We start from the raw sequence: 22,136 nt of genomic DNA, 5'->3' as shown, positions 1-22,136 counted from the left end.
GGTTCAAAGCCTATCTAGGACTAGGCCTTCACGGCGCCAGCGGCGAGGTCGACCCGCCAGTACCGCTGCAGGAGGAGGAACATGATGACCAGCGGGATGATGGACATCAGCGCGCCGGCAAGGACCAGCGTGTACAGCGCGGGTGCGGATGCCCCCTGGTTGAGCAGGCCGTTCAGGCCCACTGTGATGGGGAACAGGTGGTCATCGCCGAGCATGATGTAGGGCAGCATGAAGTTGTTCCAGATGGCCACGAACTGGAACAGGAAGATGGTCACCAGTCCCGGCAGCATCATGGGGGCCGCGATCCTGTTGAAGATGTACATCTCCCTGGCGCCCTCGGTGCGGGCTGCCTCGATGACGTCCCCGGGCACGGATGCCGCGGCGTAGATGCGGGCCAGGTAGATGCCGTACGGGCTGATGATCTGCGGGAGCAGCACGGACCAGTAGGTGTTGGTGAGTCCGGCCTGGGCGAGCATCAGGTACTGCGGGATGGCCAGGATAACGCCGGGGACAAGGACGCCCATGAGCAGGACCTTGAAGATTCCCGTCTTGCCGGGGAAGTCGAATTTCGCCAGGACGTAGCCGGAGAGTGCCGAGACCCAGGTGGAGACGATGGCGCCGACGCCGGCGTAGAGCGCGGTGTTGAGCATCCAGCGCCAGAACAGGCCGTCCCGGTATTCGGTGAGCGCCACGATGTTGTCCCACAGGTGCGTGCTGGGCGCCAGGGTGAACGTGGAAAACAGCTCGGTGCCGTCCTTGCTCGCGGCGGCCACCACCCAGATGACGGGGAACAGGCAGTACAGGGCGCCCAGGATCAGGATGCCCGTGGACAGGTAGCTGGGCTTTTCCCGGAGGTACTCCGCCCGGGTGGACGTGCGGGGTGACTTTTTATGCGAAGTCCGGCTGCTGGCGAGGGTGGTCACGGTCAGTTCTCCTGTCCGAAGGCCCGCTTCTGCACGATGCGCAGGAACAGGAAGGAAATGATGAAGGTGGCTGCGGCGATCACAATGCTGGTGGCCGCTGCGGAGAACACGTCGTTGCGGGTGAACGCGTCGCGGTAGACGAGCATGAGCGGTGACCAGCTGGTGGAGAGGCTGTTGGCCAGCGGGCGCAGGGTGGTGGGTTCGGCGAACACCTGGAGGGTGGCGATCATCGAGAACAGTGCGGTCATCACCAGGGACGGGGCAATGATGGGGATCTTGATCCGCAGCGCCGTCTGGATTTCCGAGCAGCCGTCCAGTTTGGCGGCCTCGTAGATTTCGCTGGGGACAGCCTTGAGCGAGGTGTACATCACGATCATGTTGAACCCCACGCCGCCCCATAGGGCGATGTTGCAGATGGCGAAGGTCACCAGGTTGGGGTCCAGCAGGGAGGGGAGTTCGACGCCGAACTGCCGGGCCAGGAAGTGGAAGGGGCTCACGCCGGGGAGGTACAGGAAGCCCCAGAGGAGTGAGCTGATCACGGCCGGCACCGCGTAGGGCAGGAAGATGGCGGTCCGGGAGAAGCTGCCGGCCCTGGTCCGCCGGGAGTCCAGCAGGAGCGCGAACAGCAGGGCGAAGCCCAGCATCAGCGGGATCAGGATGAGGCCGTAGAGCAGGACGCGCAGGACGCTGCCCAGGAATTCTGGGTCCGTCAGGGCGCTGACGTAGTTGTCGAAGCCGGCGAACACCTGGCTCTGGGATCCCTTGCCGAGGCCCAGGCCGCTGACCTTCTTCTTCTGGAAGCTCAGCACGAGCGTGTAGACGATGGGTGCCGCCATAAAAACGAGGAACAGGATGATGCCTGGGGCGAGCATCGCGTAGGGGACGAGGACCCGGGATTTGAAGTTCTTCGCCCGCCTGGGGGTTCCGGCTGCTTTTTCTGCCGCCGGACCGGGCTTGGTCACGGTCATTGCCACGGGTGCACTTCCTTGATGGTCTTGTTGGGGCATAGCTGTTGGAGAAGCGGTGCTTGGAGGAGCGGGGTTCCGGGAGGGCGCCGGTGGGCGCCCTCCCGGACCGGGATCCTGCTCGCGGTGACTTACTTGACCGTGAAGCCGGTCTTTTTCAGGTCATCCACGGTGACCTGCTGCATGGATTTCACGGCGTCCAGGAAGGCGCTCTTCTGCTTGGCCTGCGCTGCCTTGGCGAACTGGTCGTTGTAGGCGTTGTAGGCCACGTTGACGTTCGGGCCGTAGGTGAAGGAGCCCACGTTCTGCGCGGCGGCGCCCACTACCTCATAGAAGTCGGGCTGGTTGGAGAAGAACTCGGGAGCCTTGGTCAGGGCCGACTTGGCACCTTCGTTGTCTGCCGGGTAGATGCCCGCTACCTCAACCAGGGCCTTGACAGCTTCGGCGTCGGTGTTCAGCCAGGTGGCGAACTTCGCGGCAGCATCAACGTTCTTGGACTGCGAGGTCACGGCGGTGGAGGAACCGCCCCAGTTGCCAGTGGCGGGCTTGGAAGCATCCCACTGCGGCATGGGAGCCACCTTCCACATCCCTGCCGTGGCGCCTGCGTTGCCGGAGAGCACGCCCGGGCCCCAGGCTGCGCTGAGCCAGCCAACCTGCTTGCCGGTGTTGAGGGCCGTGTTCCATTCCGGGGTGTACATGGGCTTGTTGTCGATGGTGCCCTCTTCCACAAGGCCGCCCCAGTATCCGGCGACTTTCCGGGTTGGGTCTTCATCGATCTTGACGTTCCAGGCGTCACCGTCAACGCCCCACCAGGACGCGCCGGCCTGCTGCGTCATCCCGGTGAACCAGCCGGCGTCGTTGGAGGAGAACGTCCCCAGGTAAGCCTCGGGATCGGAGGCGTGGACGGCCTTGGCGGCCTGGGCGTATTCGTCCCACGTGGCGGGAACAGACAGGCCCAGCTTCTCGAAGATGTCTGCGCGGTAGTAGAAGACCATGGGGCCGGTGTCCTGCGGAACCGAGTACAGGGCGTCGCCGCCGAGCGTCACGTCGTTCCAGACGCCGTCGGGGAAATGGCTCTTGGTTTCGTTGGCTTCGGTGCCGGACAGGTCCGCCAGGGCATCGGCTGCCACCAGCGTGGGGATCTTCTGGTACTCGGCCTGGATCAGGTCCGGAGCTCCGGACCCTGCCTTGACTGCGGTCAGGAGCTTGGTGACTGCGGGGTCCCCGCCGTCCTGCTTGTTGACCGTGACGTGGATGTTGGGGTTCTTGGCGTTCCAGAGCTCCACCACCTTGTCCAGATTGGGTGCCCAGGCCCAGTAGGTGAGTTCCACCTTCTGGTTGGGGTCGCTTGCTGCTGAATCACTGCCGGCACCAGTGCCTGACCCGCCGGAACATCCTGCGGTAAGCATTGCGGCCGCTGCGAGCATGGCTACGGCGCCTGCACGAAATGACTTGCGCATTTCGTCCTCCTTGTCGAAAAGCTGAATGGTCTGTCTGAAGTATCACCGCTCATCCGAACCTAGGCCGCATGACTGTGAGCGGTTCCAGTAATTCACAGGAATGTGAGCCGTGTCAATAACGAATTGGTTCTAGCCATGTCTCCGGGCGCTGTGATACTACTGGGAGCGCACACAGTTCTAAGGAGATCACTCGATGACAGACGTCCTGCAGGCCCCCGCTCCCCAACGCGCACCGGCGCCGTGGGTCCAGCGCCCGGCCGGCCTCTGCTACGGCGGGGACTACAACCCCGAGCAATGGCCCCGCGAGGTATGGGTGGAGGACATCGCGCTGATGAAGGAGGCCGGGATCAACCTGGTCAGCGTCGGCATCTTCTCCTGGGTGCTCCTGGAGCCGCGCGAAGGCGAATACGACTTCGAGTGGCTGGACCACCTTCTGGATCTCCTGCATGACGCCGGCATCAGCGTTGACCTCGGCACCCCCACCGCAGCCCCGCCCGCGTGGTTCTGGAAGAAGTACCCCGAGGCGCTTCCGGTCACCCGCGAGGGCGCCACCCTCGGCAACGGATCCCGCGGCATGGCCAGCCCCAGCTCACCGGAGTACCGCCGCGCGGCAACGAACATCACGGAGCAGCTTGCCCGCAGGTATGCTTCCCACCCGGCCCTGGTCCTTTGGCACGTCCACAACGAGTACGGTGCACCGGTCAGCGAGTCCTATGACGACAACTCCGTGCTCGCGTTCCGCAAGTGGCTGCGCGCCCGCTACGGGACGCTGGACGCACTCAACCAGGCCTGGGGCACCCTGTTCTGGGGCCAAAAATACGGCGAATGGGATGAAATCGATGCCCCCCGCGTCTCGGCCAGCGTCAGCAACCAGGCCCAGCGCCTGGACTTCCGCCGCTTCACCTCCCATGCGCTGCTGCAGTGCTTCATCGCCGAACGGGACGTGATCCGCCAGTACACCCCGGACCTGCCGGTCACCACCAACTTCATGGCCACCAACTGCCTCTCGGCGGACTACTGGGCCTGGAGCAAGGAAGTGGACATCGTCGCCAACGACCACTACCTCGTGGCGCAGCGCACCGACAACCATGTCCTGCTGTCCATGGACGCCGACCTGACCCGCTCGCTGGCCGGAAACCGGCCCTGGATGCTGATGGAGCACTCCACCGGAGCTGTGAACTGGCAGGGCCGGAACATCGCGAAACGCCCCGGCGAACTGGCCCGCAACAGCATCTCCCACCTGGCCCGCGGTGCCGATGCCGTGATGTTCTTCCAGTTCAGGGCCTCGCGGTTCGGCGCCGAGAAGTTCCACTCCGCCATGCTTCCGCATGCCGGCACCGGCACCCGGATCTGGCGCGAAGTCCTGGATCTCGGCGACGACCTCAAGAAACTCGCCGCCGTGAAAGGTTCCACGGTGGAATCCCGTGTGGCCATCCTGTGGGACGTGGAATCGTTCTGGGCCCAGGACCTGGAATGGCGGCCCAGCAGCGACTTGGATCACCGCGAACGCATCGAAGCCTTCTACACCGTCCTCTGGAAGGCCGGGATCAGTGTCGACTTCGCCCACCCCGAAGCGGACCTGTCCGGCTACGACCTCGTCCTCGCCCCTGCCCTTTACCTCGTGGGCGACAAGGCGGTCGCCAACCTTCGCAGCTACGTCCATAACGGCGGCAACCTGATGGTCTCCTACTTCTCCGGCATCGTCGACGTCAACGACACCGTGCATGCAGGTGCCTCGCCCGGCGCGCTCCGCGACGTGCTGGGACTGGAGATCCACGAGTTCCTCCCGCTCCGCCACGAGGAAACCATCACGCTCAGCAACGGCGCCGCCGGCACCGTCTGGGCCGAAGAAATCCTCCCCGGCAGCGCCACGGTCCTCAGTCGCTACCTCGACGGCCCCGCCGCCTCTGGTCCGGCCATCACCCGCAACACGTTCGGGGCCGGCACCGCCTGGTACGTCTCCACCAAGCTCGACGGCGACGACCTCGCCGGGGTGCTGCTCGACGCCGCGCGGGGCGCAGGAATCGACCTCGGGACCCAGCCACCCGCCGGACTGGAAGTGGTTGCCCGGAACGCCGCGTCAGGTAAGTTCACTTTCCTGATCAACCACACCGACGCCGACGCCGAATACCCCGCCGCCGGGCTCGACCTGCTCTCAGGCGAAACCGTCAGCGGCACGGCCCACATCCCGGCCGGGACCGTCTGCGTCGTCCATACCCCGGGTGTAACCAGCTAAACCGCAGGAAAGCCGGCCCGGCCCACTCACGGTCCGGGCCGGCGTTCCACGCCCCGCCCCGCCATACAAACCACTAGTAACCGTTCCCACCAGAAAGCCGGATGCGCCATGAACACCGCCACTGCTGAACACGTCGAAGTGCGGGTGGACAGCGCCCGCCAGATCGAGGAGCGCCTCAACGCGGCCGTCAAGGAACTGCAGCCGCTGGCGGCCAGCGCCCGGCACGGCATCCTCGTGACCCGGCTCAACCCCGGCCATTACACGATTTCCCTCAGCGAGGACGTCCCGTTCGGCCTCACCCGCGAACGCACTCGCTAGGGAATGGCGCTTTACTGGGACGTTCCGCTCACCCTGGGCTGCGGGCCCAGCCGGTCAGCCGGTCGCTCAGGTCCATGAACTGCTGGTCGACGACCTGCAGCCCAGGGTGGGCGTCGTACCAGTCCACGATCTCCCGGGCTCCGTCCGCGAACGGAATGGTGGCGGTGTAGCCGGGGACCAGGGACTTGATCTTGGTGTTGTCGAACACCACAGAGTGGGACCGGTCGCCCAGCAGGTTGGCCCCCAGTTCGGCGCTGTGCGCGGCGATGGTTTCCGAGGCCACGTGGACCAGTTCAGGCTCGGCAACGCCGGCCGCCCGGGCGAACAGCTGGTAGATCTGGTTCCACGGCAGGTATTCGTCCGAGGTGATGGTGTAGCTCTCGCCCACGGCCTGCGGCCGGCCCAGCAACCCCACAAAGGCTTTGGCGAAGTCGCGGCTGTGGGTGAGGGTCCACAGCGAGGTCCCGTCGCCGTGCACCATCACCGGCAGCCCCGCCCGCATCCGGTGTACGTCCGTCCAGCCGCCCACCATGGCGATCTTGGTGCGGTCGTACGTGTGGGACGGGCGCACCACCGTCAGCGGAAAGTCCTCCGAGCGGTACGCCTCGAACAACAGGTCCTCGCACGCGATCTTGTCCCGCGAATACTTCCAGAACGGGTTCTTCAGGGGAGTGGACTCCAGGATGGGCAGCCGGGTGGGCGGCTTCTGGTACGCCGACGCTGAACTGATGAACACATACTGCCCGGTCCGGCCGCGGAACAGCTCCATGCTGGCCCGCGCCTGGTCCGGAGTGAAGGCAATGAAATCCGCGACGGCGTCGAACTCCCGTCCGCCCAGCACATCCCGCACAGCAGATGCGTCGCGCACATCCGCGTGCAGGACCTCGGCGCCGTCCGGCGCAGGCCTGCCCGCCGACTGGCCGCGGTTGAGGATGGTCAGCCGGTGCCCCAGCGCGACGGCGCGTTCTGCCGCCGCCGCGCTGATGACCCCCGTGCCGCCGATGAAAAGGATGCTCCTCGGCGCCACCGTGTCGGCCTCAGGTCTGAGTGGATTCACCACGCGTAGTCTTCGGGCGCCGGGCGGTGCCCCGGGAAGATATCATCGAGCCGCTTGAGTGCATCGGCGTCGAGCGTGACATCCAAAGCCCGGACGGCGGCGTCGAGCTGTTCCTGCGTGCGCGGACCCACGATCGGTGCGGTGACCGCCGGCTGGTGCAGCAGCCAGGCCAGGGCGACGTCGCCGGGCGCGTGGCCCAGGTCGTCCGCGAAGTCCTCGTACTGCTGGATCTGGTCCTGGTGCTTCTTCAGGGTTTCCAGGGCCCGGCCTTCGGCCCGCCGGACGCCCTGTTCCTGCTTCTTCAGCACACCGCCCAGGAGTCCGCCCTGCAGCGGCGACCATGGAATGAGGCCCAGGCCGTACTGCTGGGCGGACGGGATGACCTCGAGTTCCACCTCACGGCGGAAGAGGTTGTAGATGGACTGCTCGCTGACCAGGCCGGTGTAGTTCCGTCGCCGGGCAGCCTCCTGCGCCTGGGCGATGTGCCAGCCGGCGAAGTTGCTGCTGCCGGAGTAGAGGATCTTGCCCTGCTGGACGGCAACCTCGATCGCCTGCCAGATCTCGTCCCACGGAGTATCGCGGTCGATGTGGTGGAACTGGTACACATCGATGTAGTCCGTCTGCAGGCGCTTGAGGCTGGCATCCAGCGCCCGGCGGATGTTCAGTGCGGAGAGCCTGGACTCGTTGGGACGGTCCGTCATGGTGCCGTACAGCTTGGTGGCCAGGACGGTCCGTTCGCGGCGCTCGCCGCCCTGGGCGAACCAGCGGCCGATGATCTCTTCGGTCCAGCCTCGGTGCCCGGTGCCGCCGTACACGTTGGCGGTGTCGAAGAAGTTGATGCCGGATTCCAGCGCCGAATCCATGATGGCGTGCGCGTCGGCCTCGTCGGTCTGGGGGCCGAAGTTCATGGTGCCCAGGCAGAGGCGGGAAACCTTCAGGCCGGAGCGGCCAAGGTGGGTGTACTGCATTGTGTAATCCTTTCGGTGGCCGGGCCTGTCGGGGCCCGGTTAGAGCTGGGTGAAAGAGGCGACGGCGGGATCGGAACCGATACGGGCACCGGACTCCAGCGCCGTGATGGCCGCAAGTTCGTCGTCGCTGAGCCTGAGGGATGTGGCCGCGAAGTTTTCGCGGATCCGGGACGGGTCCACGGACTTGGGGATGGCGATGGTGCCCGCGGCGAGGTGCCAGGCCAGCACCACCTGGGCGGTGGTGGCGTTGTGCGCCTGCGCGACGGCGGTGACGGCGTTCCCGTTCAGGTCGGCGCCCTGCCCCAGCGGGCTGTAGGCCTCCACCGCGATGCCCAGCTTCCGGCACTTGGCGGCAAGGGCGGCCTGCTGGTAGCTAGGGTGCAGCTCGATCTGGTTGACGGCAGGCGGAACTTCCGCGGCTTCCAGCAGGGTGTCCAGATGCTCGGCGAGGAAGTTGGAAACGCCGATGGCGCGGATCTGCTTGTTCTCGTACAGCCGCTCCATCTCCTTCCAGGCCTGGACGTACAGCCCCTGCGACGGGACCGGCCAGTGGATGAGGTACAGGTCCACGTAGTCCAGGTCCAGCGCTTTGCGGCTGTTCTGGAACGCCTCCTGCGCGCGGCCCTGCTCGCCGTTGCGGAGCTTGGTGGTGACGAAGATGTCCTCGCGGGCAATGCCGGAGGCGGCGATGGCCGCGCCCACGCCGGCCTCGTTGCGGTAGCCGGCTGCGGTGTCGATGTGGCGGTAGCCTGCAGCCAGCGCGTCCTCGACGATGCGCTGCGTGTCCTCCGGCGGAACCTGGAAGACGCCGAGGCCCAGCTGGGGGATGGTGACGCCGTTGTTCAGTGTTGTCTCCGGTGTCAGCTCTGACATGGGGTGGCTCCTTTGCTGATGAACAGGAAGTGATGAGTGAGAAAACGCTTTCGGGAAGGCTCTCCCCTGAGCCTATGCACTTTTGCGCCGATAGTCAGCCCTTGACCCTGTCCCTGTTTTTCCTAGGACTGGCAGTCCTACCTTCGTTGTAGAAAGTCCCTGCCCGGGCCGTGCAGAATAGGGTGCATGGGTCAGAGCGCCGAGTTCGGAAAATTCCTGAAGGCCATGCGGTCCCGGCTGAGTCCGGAAGACGCTGGAGCGAAAGGAACTTCCGGCGCGCGCCGCGTTCCCGGCCTCCGGCGCGAGGAAGTGGCGCAGCTGGCAGGCGTCAGCACGGACTACTACATCCGCCTGGAGCAGGGGCGGAACATCCACCCTTCGCGCACTGTGCTGGACTCGGTGTCCCGCGCCCTGCGGCTGGACGCGGGCGAGCATGCGCACATGATGGACCTCCTGGAAAACTGCGCGGCCAGCACGCGTTCCCCCGGACCGGCGCAGGCTGTCCGTCCGGCGCTCCGCCAGCTCCTGGAGGCCGTGGGCGACGTCCCGGCCATGGTGCTTGGCCGCCGGACCGACGTGCTCGCCGGGAACCGGATGGCGTTCCTGCTGTTCACGGACTTCCTGGGCCTTCCGCCGCAGGAACGCAACCTCACCCGGTGGCTGATCCTTGATCCCGGTGCCCGGGATCTCTTCCGCGACTGGAAGACCGTGGCAGCGGAAGCGGCCGGAGCGCTCCGCGTGGACGTGGGGCGGCATCCCAATGATGCGCAGGCCAACCAGCTGGTGGGCGAGCTCGCCGTCCACAGCGAGCACTTCCGCCAATGGTGGGCAGGGCACCGCGTGGCCACACGGTCCGCCGGCAGCGTCCGGCTCCACCACCCGGCCGTCGGAGACCTGGAACTGAACTTTGAAAACCTTGTCCTGCCCGACGATCCCGACCAGGCACTCCGGGTGTACTCCGCAAAACCCGGCTCGCCGTCGTCGGACGCCCTGGCCCTGCTGAGCCTTGGCACCGATGCCGGGCTGGCGGAGCAGCCACGGACCGCAGCCGCGGCGCCGCCCGCGGTCCCCGAAAACCGGGAGTAGCGGCAGCCCTGTATCACCGGGGCTGTACATTTGGCCAGCACAACAGCAGGATTCTGGCCAGGAGCCCATTGGGATCGGATTGTGCCCTTCCTAGGCTGGAGTAACAAAGTTTTCTCCACCAAGGATGGTCTCAACGATGAAACGCATCGCACTGCTCAAGGAACGCCAGGTCAACGCTGCCAGCAACGGCCGGACCGCCAGCACCGGCTCCCACTGCCCAGCTTCCGGACTGTGGAGCCCGGAGGCTGACCCGCACACGGTCCTGTCGTTTTTCGAGGGCCACGTGTTCCCCGCGTTCGACGGCGTTCCCACCGTGTGGCGCCGGCGCACCACTGGCATCGTCTCGTCCAACTGAAGCTAACGAGTGATGGCCGCGTCCAAAGGACGCGGCCATCACTCTTAGAACTCAGGCAGGTCAGCTTTCGTGGCGGAAACCGAGCTTGATCCGCACCTGCCAATCGGCAACTTTGCCGTCTTCGAGGTGACCGCGGATTTCCTTGACCTCGAACCAGTCAAGGTTGCGCAGCGTCTTGGCGGCCTCGGCGATCCCGTTGCGGACTGCCGCGTCCACGCCTTCTTCGGAGGTGCCGACAATTTCAGTAATGCTGTACGTGTGGTTGGACAACTTCGCTCCTCGTGATCGCCTTCGATTCCCGGTTGCGGGCCGTTCTCGAAGCCTAGTAGGACTTCAAGAACGTTGGCCAGCCCCTAGCCGGATGTTCCGTTGAGAACCGCCACGTTGGCGTAGCTGACATTCCTTCCCGTGGCCCGGAGGACATTGCCGTCCTGCGGGGTGTCGGAGGTGACGGTCAGGTCCCGCACCGTTGAACCGTCCGCTGCCACGACCAGGGTGACTCCCTCGCTGTTGGTCAGCACCACGTCCGCGGCATTTCCCGTTGCCCCGGCCAAGGTGACGTTGCGCCGGTCGCCCCAGACCACCGAAGGCTCATGGTACGTGCCGGGCTGGAGCAGCACCGTCACAGGACCGGGGTTGTTCGGCGGGATCGCCCCGACGGCTGCCCGGATGCTGGCGAAGTCTCCGCTGCCGTCGAGCGCCACCGTGATGACGTTCGCGGGCGCGGATTCCGTCCCGCCCAAGGGTCCGCCGAAGGCGCGGACCAGCGCAGGAACCGCCGTCGTGGGTGTCAGCTCGTAGGCATACGCCGCAGCCGGATCGAAGGACTGGCCCCGTTCCTGGCCCGTATTGCCGGTGCACTGGTCAAAGATGTTGTTGCGTGCCACCAGTTCACCTCCCGGGCCCTGGTGGTGGAGCGGATTCCGGACATCCCGAAAGTAGTTGCCTTCCACCACCAGCAGGGCTGAGTTCCGCCCCAGCATGCCGTAGCTGGAGATGTTTTCCAGATAGTTGTTGTAGACGTGGGACGCCGCGGTGTTGTCCAGGCTGGCGTTGCGCTGGTGGGTGTTCCGGATCCAGTTGTGGTGCAGGGTCAGCCGGGTGACCACGTTCTGGGTCCAGCCCTCGCCCAGGGCCTTGTTGTGGTCCGCAAAGACGTTCCAGGACAACGTGATGTTGTCGCAGTCCTTGCGGATGTCCACCAGGCCGTCGCCCAGGCGGGTGAAGTACATGTGGTCCACCCAGACGTGGGTACTGGTGTCCATTTGGATCCCGTCCCTGTCGTTGTCCGGGCGTTTCCCCACGAAGTCGCCAGGGATATAGGAGTCCCGGACCGTGAAGTTGCGGAAGATGACGTTGGAGACGCTGATGAGCTTGAAACCGGCGTTCACCACCGCGGCTCCTTCGCCCGCGCCGAGGAAGGACTTGTTGGCTGTCACCGTCAGCTTCTCGTACTGCTGGAACACCAGCTCGCCGTGCAGGATCACCACCAGCGGCTCAGTGCTCTTGGCGAATGCCCGGAGCTCATCCGGGGTGCTGGCGTGGACCAGCCTGCCACCGGCCCCTCCGGTGGTGCCGGCGCGGCCGTGTGCCGCAACGCCGGCGAAGCCTTCCGGCGCTTCGGTCCAGGTGGTGCCGGCTGGTCCGCCGCCGAGTGCACGGTTGACCGGCAGTCCCGCTTCAGCAAAGCCGCAGCTGCCGACGGCGGGACTCGCGCCGCCGGTGTCCGCCGCCGTCGCTGCCGGGCTGAGCAGGCCGGACGTCACCAGGGTGCCCGCCGCCAGGCCTGCTGCGAGGAGGGTCCGCCGTCGGATGTTCAGGTCCTGTGACTGTGACTGTGAATGCGCCATCTCAGCCACGTCCCACCGGGGTCCAGTCGCCAAGGAAGGCTTCCTTGGTGAATGTGAGGGCATCCGCCGCTGTGAGCTGGGGATGGAACTCGTTGACGTAGGCGCCCGGTCCGCTGTTGTTGTATTCGGCGAAGCGGCCCTCGGTCCAGGCGTGGCCGCTCATGCCGGACCAGCCCTGGACGGCGATGTGGCTGCCCAGGACAGAGTCGCGGATGACGGCCATCGGGTGGGCATCCGGATCGCTGCTGGCGAACCAGGGGCGGCCCAGGCTGACGGTTCCGGGAGCGGCGTCGGAGGTGAGCGTGCTGTCCACGATCAGGAATCCGTACGGGTTGGAGTTCTTGGTGCTCGGGGCCACGATGTAGCCGTTGTTGGTGGTGCTGCCGCGATCCAGGGAGTGGATGGTGCAGCCGTCGAAGACTGCCGTGCCGCGGCCGTAAAGGAAGTCCACGTCGCCTTCGATATAGCAGTTTTTCAGGTAGGTGCGGGCGGTGTCGTCACGGCCGGTGGTGTCCGCGAGGTAGGTGTCCTGGTTGCCAAGGAACCGGGTGCCGTCGAACGTCACACGGTCTGCCACGGACCGGACCGCGAGTGCCTGGCTGCCTCCGTTGGCGGCCTCGTCGTAGGCGTTCTCCACGGTGAGGTTTCGCACCGTGGTGCCCTCGGCCAGGACGTTCAGGGTGGCACTGCCGCCCGCTCCCCAGGTGCCGCCGAAGAATTTCACGCCGTTGGCCGGGAGGTCGTAGCTGATGACGACGTCGGCCGGGTTGGCTGTGGCGCCCTGGATGGTGAGGTTGGGGCGGTCTGCCCAGATGTTCACCGATTCGCGGTAGGTTCCGGGTTTGACCGTGATGGTGCGGGGCAAGGTGCTGCCGCTGGGGACGGACCCGATCGCGGCCTGGAGGCTGCCGAAGTCGCCGGTGCCGTCCAGGGCAACGGTGATCTCCGTGGTGTTGTTCGGGGCGCTGTTCTCCAATGGCCCGGCGCCGGCGGCAACGAGCTCCGGGACCCGGGCGGCGTCGTCTTTGCTGTAGGCGTAGTACTGGGTGGGGTCAAAGGCTGCTCCGACGTTGTCCTTGCGGCCGCGGGTGCCGTTGAAGATGTTGTCCCGGTTCACCACTTCGGTGGCGGGATCCTTGGCAACGATCGGGTCCTGGACGGCGCTGAAGCTGTTGCCTTCGAGGACCACCTTGGCTGCGTTGCGGCCCATCATGCCGTACTGGCCGATGTCCTGCAGGTAGTTGTTGTAGACGTGCGCTGCGGCCGTGTTGTCGATGCTGAAGTTGCGCTGGGTGGTGTTGCGGATCCAGTTGTGGTGGATGGTCATCCGGGTCACGGCATTGGCGGTCCAGCCCACGCCCAGGGCCTTGTTGTTGTCCGCGAAGACGTTCCAGGAGTACGTGACGAGGTCGGAGTCCTTGCGGGTGTCGATCAGGCCGTCGCCCATGCGCTCGAACTTCATGTGGTCCACCCAGACGTGGTGGGTGGTGTCCAGCTGGATACCGTCGCGGTCATTCTCCGGGCTCTTGCCGTCCCAGTCGCCCGGAATGTAGGCGTCCCGGACTGTGAAGTTCCGGAAGATGACGTTTGAGACATTGATGAGCTTGAAGCCGGCGTTCACCACCTCCGCGCCCGCGCCCACACCGATGAGGCTCTTGTTGGCCGCTACCGGGATCTTGACGTAGTCAGTGGCCTTGAGCGTGCCCCGGATGAAGATGACCAGCGGCTCACTGGCCGCCGCGTAGTCCTTTAGCTCCTGAATGCTGGAGGCGGTGACGATCCTGCCGGCCTGGCCGCCGGTGGTGCCGGCCAGGCCGTAGCCGGGTAGGGAGGCGAAGCCGTCAGGCGTCTGCTTCCACATCGCTTCCGGGGTGCCGGCGGTGTCCTGGGTTGTTGCGGGAACCAGGGCCCCGTTTTGGAGGCCAGTATGGCTGGAGCCGGTACTGCCCAAGCCGGAACCGGCTGGTGCCGCGTGGGCGGCCGGGAGCGCCGTGAGGCTTCCCAGCATCACGACGGCGGTGGCCGCCCCGAGTAGTTGTCGCAAACTCATGCAAAACTCCTTTGTTTTGTGTCCGGGCAGCCTCCAGCCAGGACTTCAGTAAGGGGCGTTCAGTCAGTGATGCGTACGGAGAAGCAGGCGGGCCCGCCGCTGTGGGCGTTACTTGAGCCCGGTGGTGGCGATGCCGTTGATGAGGTACTTCTGGCCGGCAATGAAGAAACCGATGATCGGGGCGATGGACACCACGGACATGGCGAACATGGGGCCCCACATGCTTTGGCCTTCGGAATCCATAAAGGCGCGCAGCGCCAGGGGAACCGTGTAGAGGTCCTGGTTCTGGATGTAGAGCAGCGGGCCGAAGAACTCGTTCCAGGTGGAGATGAACGTGAAGATGGCGGTGGTGGCCATGGCCGGCACGCACAAGGGCATGATCACGCGCAGGAAGGTCCGGAAGGGGCCGCAGCCGTCGATCTGGGCGGCGTCGTCGAGCTCCTTGGGCAGGGCCTTCATGAACTGGACCATCAGGAAGATGAAAAACGCGTTGGTGGCCATGAAGTTCGGCACGATCAGCGGCAGGTACGTATCAAGCCAGCCCAGCTGGGAAAAGATGATGTACTGCGGCACCAGGAGCACGTGGCCGGGCAGCATCAGGGTTCCCAGCATCAGGGCGAAGAAGAGCTTGCGGCCGGTGAACTCCATCCGGGCGAAGGCGTAGGCGGCCAGGGCACAGGAGAAGATGTTTCCGATGATGGAGAACACCACCACGATCAGGGAGTTGATCAGGTAGACATGGAACGGCTGGTTCAACGCCGTCCAGCCCTGTTCGTAGTTGCTGAAGTCCCAGTTCTCCGGCCACAGCCCCAGCTGGCGGAAGATGTCGTTGCTGGGTTTGAAGGAGCTGGAGATCAGCCACAGCAGCGGGTACAGCATCACCAGGCCTACCAGGCACAGGATCAGGTGGCGGGAGAAACGGGTGCCGGGTGTGCCGGTCAAGGCATCTTCCGGCGCCACGTCCTTCTTTTGCTTGTTTTTGGTGGGTAGTTCGAGGAGAGCCATTGCGGTTGCCTTAATTGTCGTAGAAGACCCAGAACTTGGACGCGATGAAGTTGATGGCGGTGAAAATCGCAATGATCATCAACAGCAGCCACGCCATCGCGGAGGCATACCCCATCTCGAATTCGGTGAAGCCCTTTTGGTAGAGGTACAGGTTGTAGAACAGCGTGGAATCAGCCGGGCCGCCGGTGCCGCCGCTCATCACATAGCCCTGGGTGAAGGTCTGGAAGGACCCAATGAGCTGCATGATGAGGTTGAAGAAGATGATGGGGCTGATCAGCGGCAGGGTGATGTTGCGGAACTGCCGCCACCTGGAGGCACCGTCGATGGAGGCGGCCTCGTAGTACATGGCCGGGACCTGCCGCAGGCCGGCCAGGAAAATCACCATCGGCGAACCGAAGGTCCACACGTTCAGGACGATCAGGGTGCTCAACGCGAACTCGGGGTCCGTGACCCAGGCCGGTCCCTGGATGCCGAGCAGTCCCAGGAAGCCGTTCACAATACCGTCGTTGCCGAAAATGTAGCGCCACAGCATCACGATGGCCACGCTGCCGCCCAGCAGGGACGGCAGGTAGTACACGGACCGGTAGATCGACAGGCCGCTGAGGCCCCGGTTCAGGACCATGGCCACCAGCAGGGCGATGGCCAGGGAGATGGGTACGGACACGAAGGTGTAGATGAACGTGACCTTCAGCGACTGCAGGAGGCGCGGGTCCTCGAACATGGCCTGGAAGTTGGCCAGGCCCACGAAGTTCGGCTCCGTGAAGAGGTTGTAGTCCGTGAAGGCCAGGTAGAGCGAGGCGAAGAACGGGATGATCGTGAACAGCATGCCGATGAACCACGGCAGCAGGAAGAGGTAGCCGCTGCGCTGGTTGCTGCGCCTCGACAGGCCGCGTTTGGGTTTACCGCGCCCCGGTGCGGCCAGGGTGGCGGCCGCGCCGGGGGCTTGCTTGGTCAGCACTGACATGGCGCCAGGCTCCTATCTGCGTTTTTGCGTGTCCGGGCGTGGTGGCGGCTACTTGTTGATGGCCGCATTGCTTTTCTCGATGAAGGTCTTGGCGGCATCCGCGGGCGTGACGCGGCCGAACTCAACTTCGGTAGCGAGCTGCTTGAGGGTGTCAGCCACCACGCTGGCGCCCTTGGGGTAGACGTAGGCGGGCGCCAGTTCGTCCTTCTGGATGTCGGCCACCATCTGCACAAACTTCGTGTCATCCGCGCCGAGCTTGGGCATGATTGCTTCGGTCACCTCGGGGTTGATTGGCACGCCGCGCTGCGTCAGGGTCTCAGCGGCGCCGTCAACATCGTTGATCAGGAAGTTCAGCAGCTTGGCGGCTTCCTTGGGGTGCTTGGACTTGGCGGCAACGGACCAGAGCATGCTGGGATCGGCTGAGTAGCCGCGGCGCTTCTCCGTGGTTTCGCCGGGCATGCGGAGCAGGACCAGGTTCCCGCCGGATGCTTCGTTGTAGCCGCGGAAGTTGTTGATGGGGATGATCTGGGAAGCCACCGTTCCCTTGGCGAGGTAGGACTGCGCCGGCGAGCCGCCGATCTGTTCGAAAAATCCGGCCGGCGGGTAGCCGCCGGCGTTGCGCAGGTCCACGCTGTACTGGAACCACTCGCGGATGGTGTCCTCGCTGACGCCGAGCTTGTTGTCCTTGGTGTAGAAGTCCTCGCCGCGCTGCCGGGCCAACAGGATGGGGCCGGTCTCCGTGGCCACGTCGTAGCCGGCTCCGTAAATCTTTCCGCCGGTCTTCTGCGTCACCTCGGTGGCGAACTTGGCGTAGTCCTCCCAGCTCCAGGTCTTGTCGTCCGGGATGGTCACGCCTGCCTGGTCCGTGATGGTCTTGTTGACCACCATGCCGATCAGGTTGACTCCGGTGGCCAGGCCGTACAGTTTGCCGTCGACTTCGCCGCGGCTTTGGATCGTCGCCGGAATCTTGTCGAGGTTGATCTCGGACAGCGACTTCAGGTCTGCCAGCGTGCCGCGCTGGGCGTATTCCAGCAGGGTCCGGTTGGCCATGTTCAGTACATCCGGGGGATTGCCGCCGGCGAAGCGGGTGGCCAGCTTGTCGGCGTAGGGCCCGCTGTCCTGGTATTCGCTCTTGACCGTGATGCCCGGGTTCTTCTGTTCGAAGATCTTGATCGCGGCATCCGTCATCTTGGCGCGGTTGGAATCACCCCAGTACACGAAGTTCAGCTCGACGTTGCCGCCGGAGGACGGGGAGGTGGCCCCTCCACAGCCGCTCAGGGCCAAACCGGCCGCGGTCAGTGCAGCACCCAGGATGATCCTGCGCGGAATCGGGGTGCTCGTGGTCTTCTTCATCGAATGACGCCTCTCTAGCGGGGGTGTGTCGGGCTTGTTCCGGCTACGTGCCAATTCCAGTTGAAAGGAAACTTTCTGGTACGGCTCCAGCGTTCGGAACATCAGGTGACGGTGAATTTAGGGAACAACTGCTAAAAAACTTGTGAGTAAACGATTTCTAGCAAGAAAACCCTGTGACTGTCAACACAATTTTGAAAGTCCACTGAACGGAGATTGCAGAAACTTTCTGTACTACTTGCCGAAGATTTCTGACATGGCTATGCTGATCCACACATCCCGGACACGCCACCCAACCAGGAGGTCTGCTTGGCCATCCACACCCCGCCGTCGGCTGCGGCCCCCGGTGTTGCGGACCCGGTCCCGACACTCGCCACCCACTGCACCGGACGGGAGCAGCCCGCTACCAGTGCGCCCAGGCCCTACCTCCACCCGGTCCGGTCCCTCGGCGGCGCCACCGTCACGGAAGCAGCGCCGGCCGACCATCCTCACCACCTGGGACTGTCCGTCGCCTTCTCCGACGTCAACGGAATCAATTTCTGGGGCGGTTCCACCTTCACTGCCGCCAGCGGTCCCATGCTTCTGGCCAACCACGGAACGCAGGTGCTGCAGGGCTGGAAGTCAACCGCAGGGAGGGAGCCAGCCGGGGACACCGGCGGGAACGCCGCCTGGGTCACCGGCAGCGAATCCGGCCGCGTCTCCTGGCGGTCGGAGTCAGGTGGCGAACTTGCCGTCGAGCAGCGGCACCTGGAGTACTTTGCCCATCCGGAGCCCGGCACATGGAGCCTCTCACTGTCCTCGGTGATCCGACCGGCGGCGACCGTGGAGCAGCTGGAGGTGTCGTCGTCGGCCGTGAAAGGCCGGGCAGGCGCCGGATACGGCGGGATCTTCTGGCGGTTTCCCCAAGGCAGCGCTGACCCGCTGGTCCTGTCCGACGCCGGCAGCGGCGCCGACGCCGCCCATGGTTCGCGCTCGCCCTGGCTTTCGGTCAGCATGCGGATCGACGGCGGTCCCGTCAGCGTTGTGCTTGCCCAGGACCCGGAACGCCCGCTCCCGTGGTTCATCCGGGCGGGAGGCTACCTGGGGGCCGGACCCGCAGTGGCCTGGTCCGAACCTGCGCACGCAGACCACAACACTCCGCTCAGGCTGGGCCTGCACGCCGTCATCCACGACGGTGCGGTGCAGACTCCCGCCCGCGCCCTCGAACTTCTCCACCAGCACCCCCGACTCAGCCGCCCCGGCTCAACCGACAGGACATCATGACAACGCGGCCTCCCATCCCCGTCTACACCAACCCCATCCTCAACGGCGACTGGCCTGACCCGGATGCCGTACAGGTGGGCGGCACCTACTACTTCATCGCGTCGAGCTTCAACAGGGTGCCGGGGCTGCCCGTGCTGAAGTCCCGGAACCTCGTGGACTGGGAACATGCCGGCCACGCCCTTCCCGAACTGCCCCAGGGCAGCCACTACTCCCTGGTGCGCCACGGCAGCGGAGTCTGGGCACCGGCCCTCCGGTACCACGACGGCCGCTTCTGGATCTTCTACCCGGACCCGGACCACGGCATTTTCGTCCTGAGCGCCGAGCGGGCAGAAGGACCGTGGAGTGCCCCGCACCTGCTCTACGCCGGCCGCGGCATCATCGATCCCTGCCCGCTGTGGGATGAGGACGGCGATGCCTACCTGGTCCATGGCTGGGCGCACAGCCGGGTTGGTGTCAAGAACCGCCTCACGGTGCACCGGATGAGCCCCGATGCGAGCCGGCTCCTGGACCACGGAACCCACGTGATCAACGGTGCAGACCTCCCGGGCTACACCACCCTGGAAGGGCCGAAGTTCTACAAGCGGGACGGCTGGTACTGGATCTTCGCCCCGGCCGGCGGCGTGGCTACGGGCTGGCAGTCGGTCTTCCGCTCACGGTCGCCGTTCGGCCCGTACGAGGGACGAAAAGTGCTGGAGCAGGGGAACTCTGACGTTAACGGCCCGCACCAGGGCGCCTGGGTCACCACGCCGACGGGCCAGGACTGGTTCCTGCACTTCCAGGACCGCGGCCCCTACGGCCGGGTGGTCCACCTCCAGCCCATGGGGTGGGGCGAGGACGGCTGGCCGTGGATGGGAACTCCCGCGGACGACGGCGGCCCTGGCACTCCGGTGGCCAGCCACCCTTATCCGGTGGGAACCTCGCCGAAGGACGTGGCGCCGCCTGCGAGCGACAGCTTCGACTCGCCATGGCTGGGGCCGCAATGGCATTGGCAGGCGAATCCGCGCGAGTCCTGGTCCTTCCAGGGCGGGGGAGGGCAGCTCGTCCTGCGCCCGCAGGCCAACGATCCGGTCAACCTGCGTGAACTGCCCAACGTGCTGGGCCAGATCCTGCCCGGCACCCCGTCAACCTTCACCACCACGCTGGAACTGGACGATGTTCCGGTGGGCACCCGGGCCGGCGTCGTGGTTTTGGGGCAGAAGTACGCCTGGCTGGGGATTATCCGGACCGCCGACGGATTTGTGCTGGGAAGCGGTACCGGCGGGGAAGGCCCGCATGAGGAGCGGCCCGGACGCCACGTGCCCCTGGACAGCGCAAGGATCGAGCTTCAGATCCGGACAGACGGAAAACCGCGCTCCACCTTCGCCTGGCGGACCGGGCCGGGCGAGCCGTGGGAAGTCCAGGGCTGGAATTTCGAGGCGGTAGAGGGCAAGTGGATCGGCGCTGAACTGGGCATATTCACCGCGTCCCCGCTGGGTTCGCAGGAAGGCGGCAGTGTTATCGTTGGACCCGTGCGGGTCGAGACTGCGCCGGTCCGCCGGGCAGTTGTGCCGCACTTTGCCGCCACCGCTTCCAGATGATCGCAAGGACCCAGCCGTTGACCGCCACGCCGCGCCCCAAGATCGCAGATGTGGCCGCAGCGGCAGGCGTCTCCGTTCCCACCGTGTCGAAAGTGCTCAACGGCCGTTCGCACGTCTCCGAGGCCACCCGGGCCAAGGTGCGCCAAGCCCTGGAGGAGCTCGATTACACCAAGCGGAACGCCCCGGCTGACCAGCCGGGACTGCTCCAATTAGTGGTCAACAACTTCGACTCGCCCTGGGTGCTGGAAATCATGGAAGGCGCCGAGGCTGCTGCGGCCCGCCTGGGCTATTCGATTGTGTACACGCGGGCAGAACACGCCACCGCCGAGAACTGGCGGAAGCTCCGGGAATCCTCGGCCAACCGGCTCGCCGGCGTGGTGCTGCTGGCTCCGCGCCGCGGCTCGCGGCTGGTCACCACACTGCGGAGCCTCAACATCCCCGCGGTAGCGGTGGATCCGGAAAGAACCGAGGGGCTCACCATCCCCAGCGTCAGCCCGGCGTCGTTCTCCGGAGCGCTCGCCGCAGTGGGCCACCTGCTGGAACTGGGCCACCGCCGGATCGGCATCATCACCGGCCGGGGGCACGGTTCCGGACACAGCCGTGCGCGGTACGCGGCATACGCTGCCGCCCTGCATGAAGCGGGGTTGCCGGTCCTGCCTGAACTGGTGCGCGACGGCGACTTCAGCATCGAGTCCGGCGTCCGCCACGGCGGGGACCTCCTGGACCTGCCGGAGCCTCCCACCGCGATCTTTGCCGCCAACGACCTCCAGGCGCTGGGTGTCATGAACGCAGCCGCCGGGCGCTCGCTGAAGATTCCGGGGGATATCAGCATTGTGGGCTTCGACGACATTGCGCAGGCTGCGCTGATGTCTCCGCCGCTGACCACCGTCCGCCAGCCGCTGGCGCAGTTGGCGTCCATGGCCGTGGGCATCGTGGTGGAACAGCTCGAGCAGCAGGGGCCGGCGGTTCCGGCTGCACTGGAAGTTGCCACCGAACTGGTGGTCCGCGGCACTACCGCCCCGCCGCGGGTGCTGTAGCCGGGTCTCGACAGGCTCGACGGCCGGACGGCTACTGCGCCTCGAGCACCAGGTTCTTGAGGTCGTCCAGGGTCTGCTGCATGTGCGCGTCCATGGCTTCGCGGGAGCGGGAGGGGTCGCGGGACTCCAGCGCCTCCGCGATGTTCTGGTGGTGACCGATCGCGTGTACCTGGATTTCGCGCACCGCTGACGTTTCAGTGCGGCGCTTTTCCAGCACCCGGTGCAGCGGCTCGAACAGGACAGCCACAAAGACGTTTTCCGAGGCGTGCAGGATCAGGTCGTGGAATGCCAGGTCCGCCTCCACAAACGCGGCAACATCGTTGACCTCGTGGGCGGCGCGCATGGCGGCCACAAAGCCGTAGAGCGTCTGGACGTCAGCGTCGCCGATCCGGCCAGCCGCAAGTTCGCAGGCCCCGGTCTCCAGCATGCGGCGTAGTTCGATGAGCTGCACCGAGGCCTCGGCCTCGTTCTTCCCCTCCGAGGCCGCGCGAAGGACGGCCTCCAGTGAAGCCCAGCGGTTCAGCGGGTTCACGAAGGTGCCGCGGCCGCGCTCAACGCTGAGGATCCGCTGCGCCTCGAGGGTCTTCATGGCCTCGCGCACAGTCATCCGGCTGACTTCGTGCGCGGCGCTGAGTTCCAGTTCGCCGGGCACACTGGCCCCGGGCGGGAATTCCCCCGCGATGATGCGGTCCAGAAGCTCGTCGGCGACTACGCCTACCAGTGATTTCCGTGCCATTTTCCCCCGTTCAAGCCATGTGGCCGATATGTCAGACAAGTCTACTTGCGCGTTTGTATGTCC

The 22,136-nt window shown here is 65.6% G+C and carries 20 protein-coding genes; 7 read left to right on the top strand and 13 right to left on the bottom strand.

Annotation, left to right across the window (positions count from 1 at the left end; translation table 11 throughout):
• Positions 1 to 20 precede the first annotated feature (20 nt).
• The 3 genes from ABV518_RS07285 to ABV518_RS07275 all read right to left on the bottom strand — a co-directional run bounded on the left by ABV518_RS07285 (position 21) and on the right by ABV518_RS07275 (position 3,348).
• Positions 21 to 923 (bottom strand): carbohydrate ABC transporter permease, encoded by a 903-nt coding sequence (locus ABV518_RS07285; protein WP_367766208.1) that lies wholly within the window; start codon positions 921 to 923, stop codon positions 21 to 23.
• A 2-nt stretch (positions 924 to 925) separates the two neighbouring features.
• On the bottom strand, positions 926 to 1,891 hold the full coding sequence (locus ABV518_RS07280) for a carbohydrate ABC transporter permease (RefSeq protein WP_367766570.1): 966 nt from the start codon (positions 1,889 to 1,891) through the stop codon (positions 926 to 928).
• Between the two features lie 128 nt (positions 1,892 to 2,019).
• The gene (locus ABV518_RS07275) at positions 2,020 to 3,348 is read right to left on the bottom strand and encodes an ABC transporter substrate-binding protein (RefSeq protein ID WP_367766207.1); all 1,329 of its coding nucleotides are present in this window, start codon (positions 3,346 to 3,348) and stop codon (positions 2,020 to 2,022) included.
• Between the two features lie 193 nt (positions 3,349 to 3,541).
• Between ABV518_RS07275 and ABV518_RS07270 the strand changes: the two genes are divergently transcribed.
• Positions 3,542 to 5,584 carry a beta-galactosidase gene (locus ABV518_RS07270; RefSeq protein WP_367766205.1) on the top strand — a complete coding sequence of 681 codons (2,043 nt, stop codon included), beginning with the start codon at positions 3,542 to 3,544 and terminating at the stop codon, positions 5,582 to 5,584.
• Between the two features lie 108 nt (positions 5,585 to 5,692).
• The gene (locus tag ABV518_RS07265) at positions 5,693 to 5,902 is read left to right on the top strand and encodes a hypothetical protein (RefSeq protein ID WP_367766204.1); all 210 of its coding nucleotides are present in this window, start codon (positions 5,693 to 5,695) and stop codon (positions 5,900 to 5,902) included.
• A gap of 28 nt (positions 5,903 to 5,930) precedes the next feature.
• On the opposite strand, the gene ABV518_RS07260 is transcribed toward ABV518_RS07265, so the two are convergent.
• From ABV518_RS07260 to ABV518_RS07250, 3 genes are read right to left on the bottom strand one after another with little or no spacing between them, the layout of a single operon-like run.
• A complete protein-coding gene (locus ABV518_RS07260) occupies positions 5,931 to 6,962 on the bottom strand; it encodes an NAD-dependent epimerase/dehydratase family protein (protein ID WP_367766203.1) in 1,032 nt (343 codons plus the stop codon).
• The gene (locus tag ABV518_RS07255) at positions 6,956 to 7,927 is read right to left on the bottom strand and encodes an aldo/keto reductase (protein ID WP_367766202.1); all 972 of its coding nucleotides are present in this window, start codon (positions 7,925 to 7,927) and stop codon (positions 6,956 to 6,958) included. The genes ABV518_RS07260 and ABV518_RS07255 overlap by 7 nt, the downstream gene beginning before the upstream one ends.
• A gap of 39 nt (positions 7,928 to 7,966) precedes the next feature.
• On the bottom strand, positions 7,967 to 8,800 hold the full coding sequence (locus ABV518_RS07250) for an aldo/keto reductase (protein ID WP_367766201.1): 834 nt from the start codon (positions 8,798 to 8,800) through the stop codon (positions 7,967 to 7,969).
• Between the two features lie 186 nt (positions 8,801 to 8,986).
• Between ABV518_RS07250 and ABV518_RS07245 the strand changes: the two genes are divergently transcribed.
• Both ABV518_RS07245 and ABV518_RS07240 read left to right on the top strand, forming a co-directional pair.
• The gene (locus ABV518_RS07245; RefSeq protein WP_367766199.1) at positions 8,987 to 9,886 is read left to right on the top strand and encodes a helix-turn-helix domain-containing protein; all 900 of its coding nucleotides are present in this window, start codon (positions 8,987 to 8,989) and stop codon (positions 9,884 to 9,886) included.
• Positions 9,887 to 10,022: 136 nt separating this feature from the next.
• A complete protein-coding gene (locus tag ABV518_RS07240; RefSeq protein ID WP_367766197.1) occupies positions 10,023 to 10,241 on the top strand; it encodes a hypothetical protein in 219 nt (72 codons plus the stop codon).
• Positions 10,242 to 10,301: 60 nt separating this feature from the next.
• On the opposite strand, the gene ABV518_RS07235 is transcribed toward ABV518_RS07240, so the two are convergent.
• The 6 genes from ABV518_RS07235 to ABV518_RS07210 form a co-directional block, all read right to left on the bottom strand.
• On the bottom strand, positions 10,302 to 10,511 hold the full coding sequence (locus ABV518_RS07235) for a dodecin (protein WP_141139202.1): 210 nt from the start codon (positions 10,509 to 10,511) through the stop codon (positions 10,302 to 10,304).
• Between the two features lie 83 nt (positions 10,512 to 10,594).
• Entirely contained in the window at positions 10,595 to 12,124 is a 1,530-nt protein-coding gene (locus ABV518_RS07230; protein ID WP_367766195.1) for a pectate lyase, read from the bottom strand.
• Positions 12,093 to 14,141, bottom strand: a complete 2,049-nt coding sequence (locus ABV518_RS07225) for a pectinesterase family protein (RefSeq protein WP_367766194.1) — start codon at positions 14,139 to 14,141, stop codon at positions 12,093 to 12,095. The genes ABV518_RS07230 and ABV518_RS07225 overlap by 32 nt, the downstream gene beginning before the upstream one ends.
• Positions 14,142 to 14,249: 108 nt before the next feature.
• Positions 14,250 to 15,146 carry a carbohydrate ABC transporter permease gene (locus tag ABV518_RS07220; RefSeq protein ID WP_367766193.1) on the bottom strand — a complete coding sequence of 299 codons (897 nt, stop codon included), beginning with the start codon at positions 15,144 to 15,146 and terminating at the stop codon, positions 14,250 to 14,252.
• Positions 15,147 to 15,156: 10 nt separating this feature from the next.
• Positions 15,157 to 16,110 (bottom strand): carbohydrate ABC transporter permease, encoded by a 954-nt coding sequence (locus ABV518_RS07215; protein ID WP_367766191.1) that lies wholly within the window; start codon positions 16,108 to 16,110, stop codon positions 15,157 to 15,159.
• Positions 16,111 to 16,158: 48 nt separating this feature from the next.
• On the bottom strand, positions 16,159 to 17,463 hold the full coding sequence (locus ABV518_RS07210) for an ABC transporter substrate-binding protein (protein WP_367766190.1): 1,305 nt from the start codon (positions 17,461 to 17,463) through the stop codon (positions 16,159 to 16,161).
• Positions 17,464 to 17,769: 306 nt separating this feature from the next.
• On the opposite strand from ABV518_RS07210, the gene ABV518_RS07205 reads away from it, so the two are divergent.
• Genes ABV518_RS07205 through ABV518_RS07195 form a run of 3 tightly spaced genes read left to right on the top strand, consistent with a single transcriptional unit; the run spans position 17,770 to position 21,337 of the window.
• Positions 17,770 to 18,723: a PmoA family protein gene (locus ABV518_RS07205; protein WP_367766189.1), complete on the top strand. Its 954-nt coding sequence runs from the start codon at positions 17,770 to 17,772 to the stop codon at positions 18,721 to 18,723.
• Positions 18,720 to 20,300, top strand: a complete 1,581-nt coding sequence (locus tag ABV518_RS07200; RefSeq protein ID WP_367766188.1) for a family 43 glycosylhydrolase — start codon at positions 18,720 to 18,722, stop codon at positions 20,298 to 20,300. Before ABV518_RS07205 ends, ABV518_RS07200 begins: the two co-directional genes overlap by 4 nt.
• Before the next feature lie 17 nt (positions 20,301 to 20,317).
• On the top strand, positions 20,318 to 21,337 hold the full coding sequence (locus ABV518_RS07195) for a LacI family DNA-binding transcriptional regulator (protein WP_367766186.1): 1,020 nt from the start codon (positions 20,318 to 20,320) through the stop codon (positions 21,335 to 21,337).
• A 31-nt stretch (positions 21,338 to 21,368) separates the two neighbouring features.
• Here the strand turns inward: ABV518_RS07195 and ABV518_RS07190 are convergent, their stop codons facing one another.
• The gene (locus ABV518_RS07190; protein ID WP_367766185.1) at positions 21,369 to 22,073 is read right to left on the bottom strand and encodes a FadR/GntR family transcriptional regulator; all 705 of its coding nucleotides are present in this window, start codon (positions 22,071 to 22,073) and stop codon (positions 21,369 to 21,371) included.
• Positions 22,074 to 22,136: the final 63 nt, after the last annotated feature.

The organism is Arthrobacter sp. HS15c (assembly GCF_040812005.1).
GTDB lineage: Bacteria > Actinomycetota > Actinomycetes > Actinomycetales > Micrococcaceae > Arthrobacter.
The sequence above is the reverse complement of the archived record's forward strand: the minus strand, read 5'-3'. Positions and strand labels throughout refer to the sequence as shown.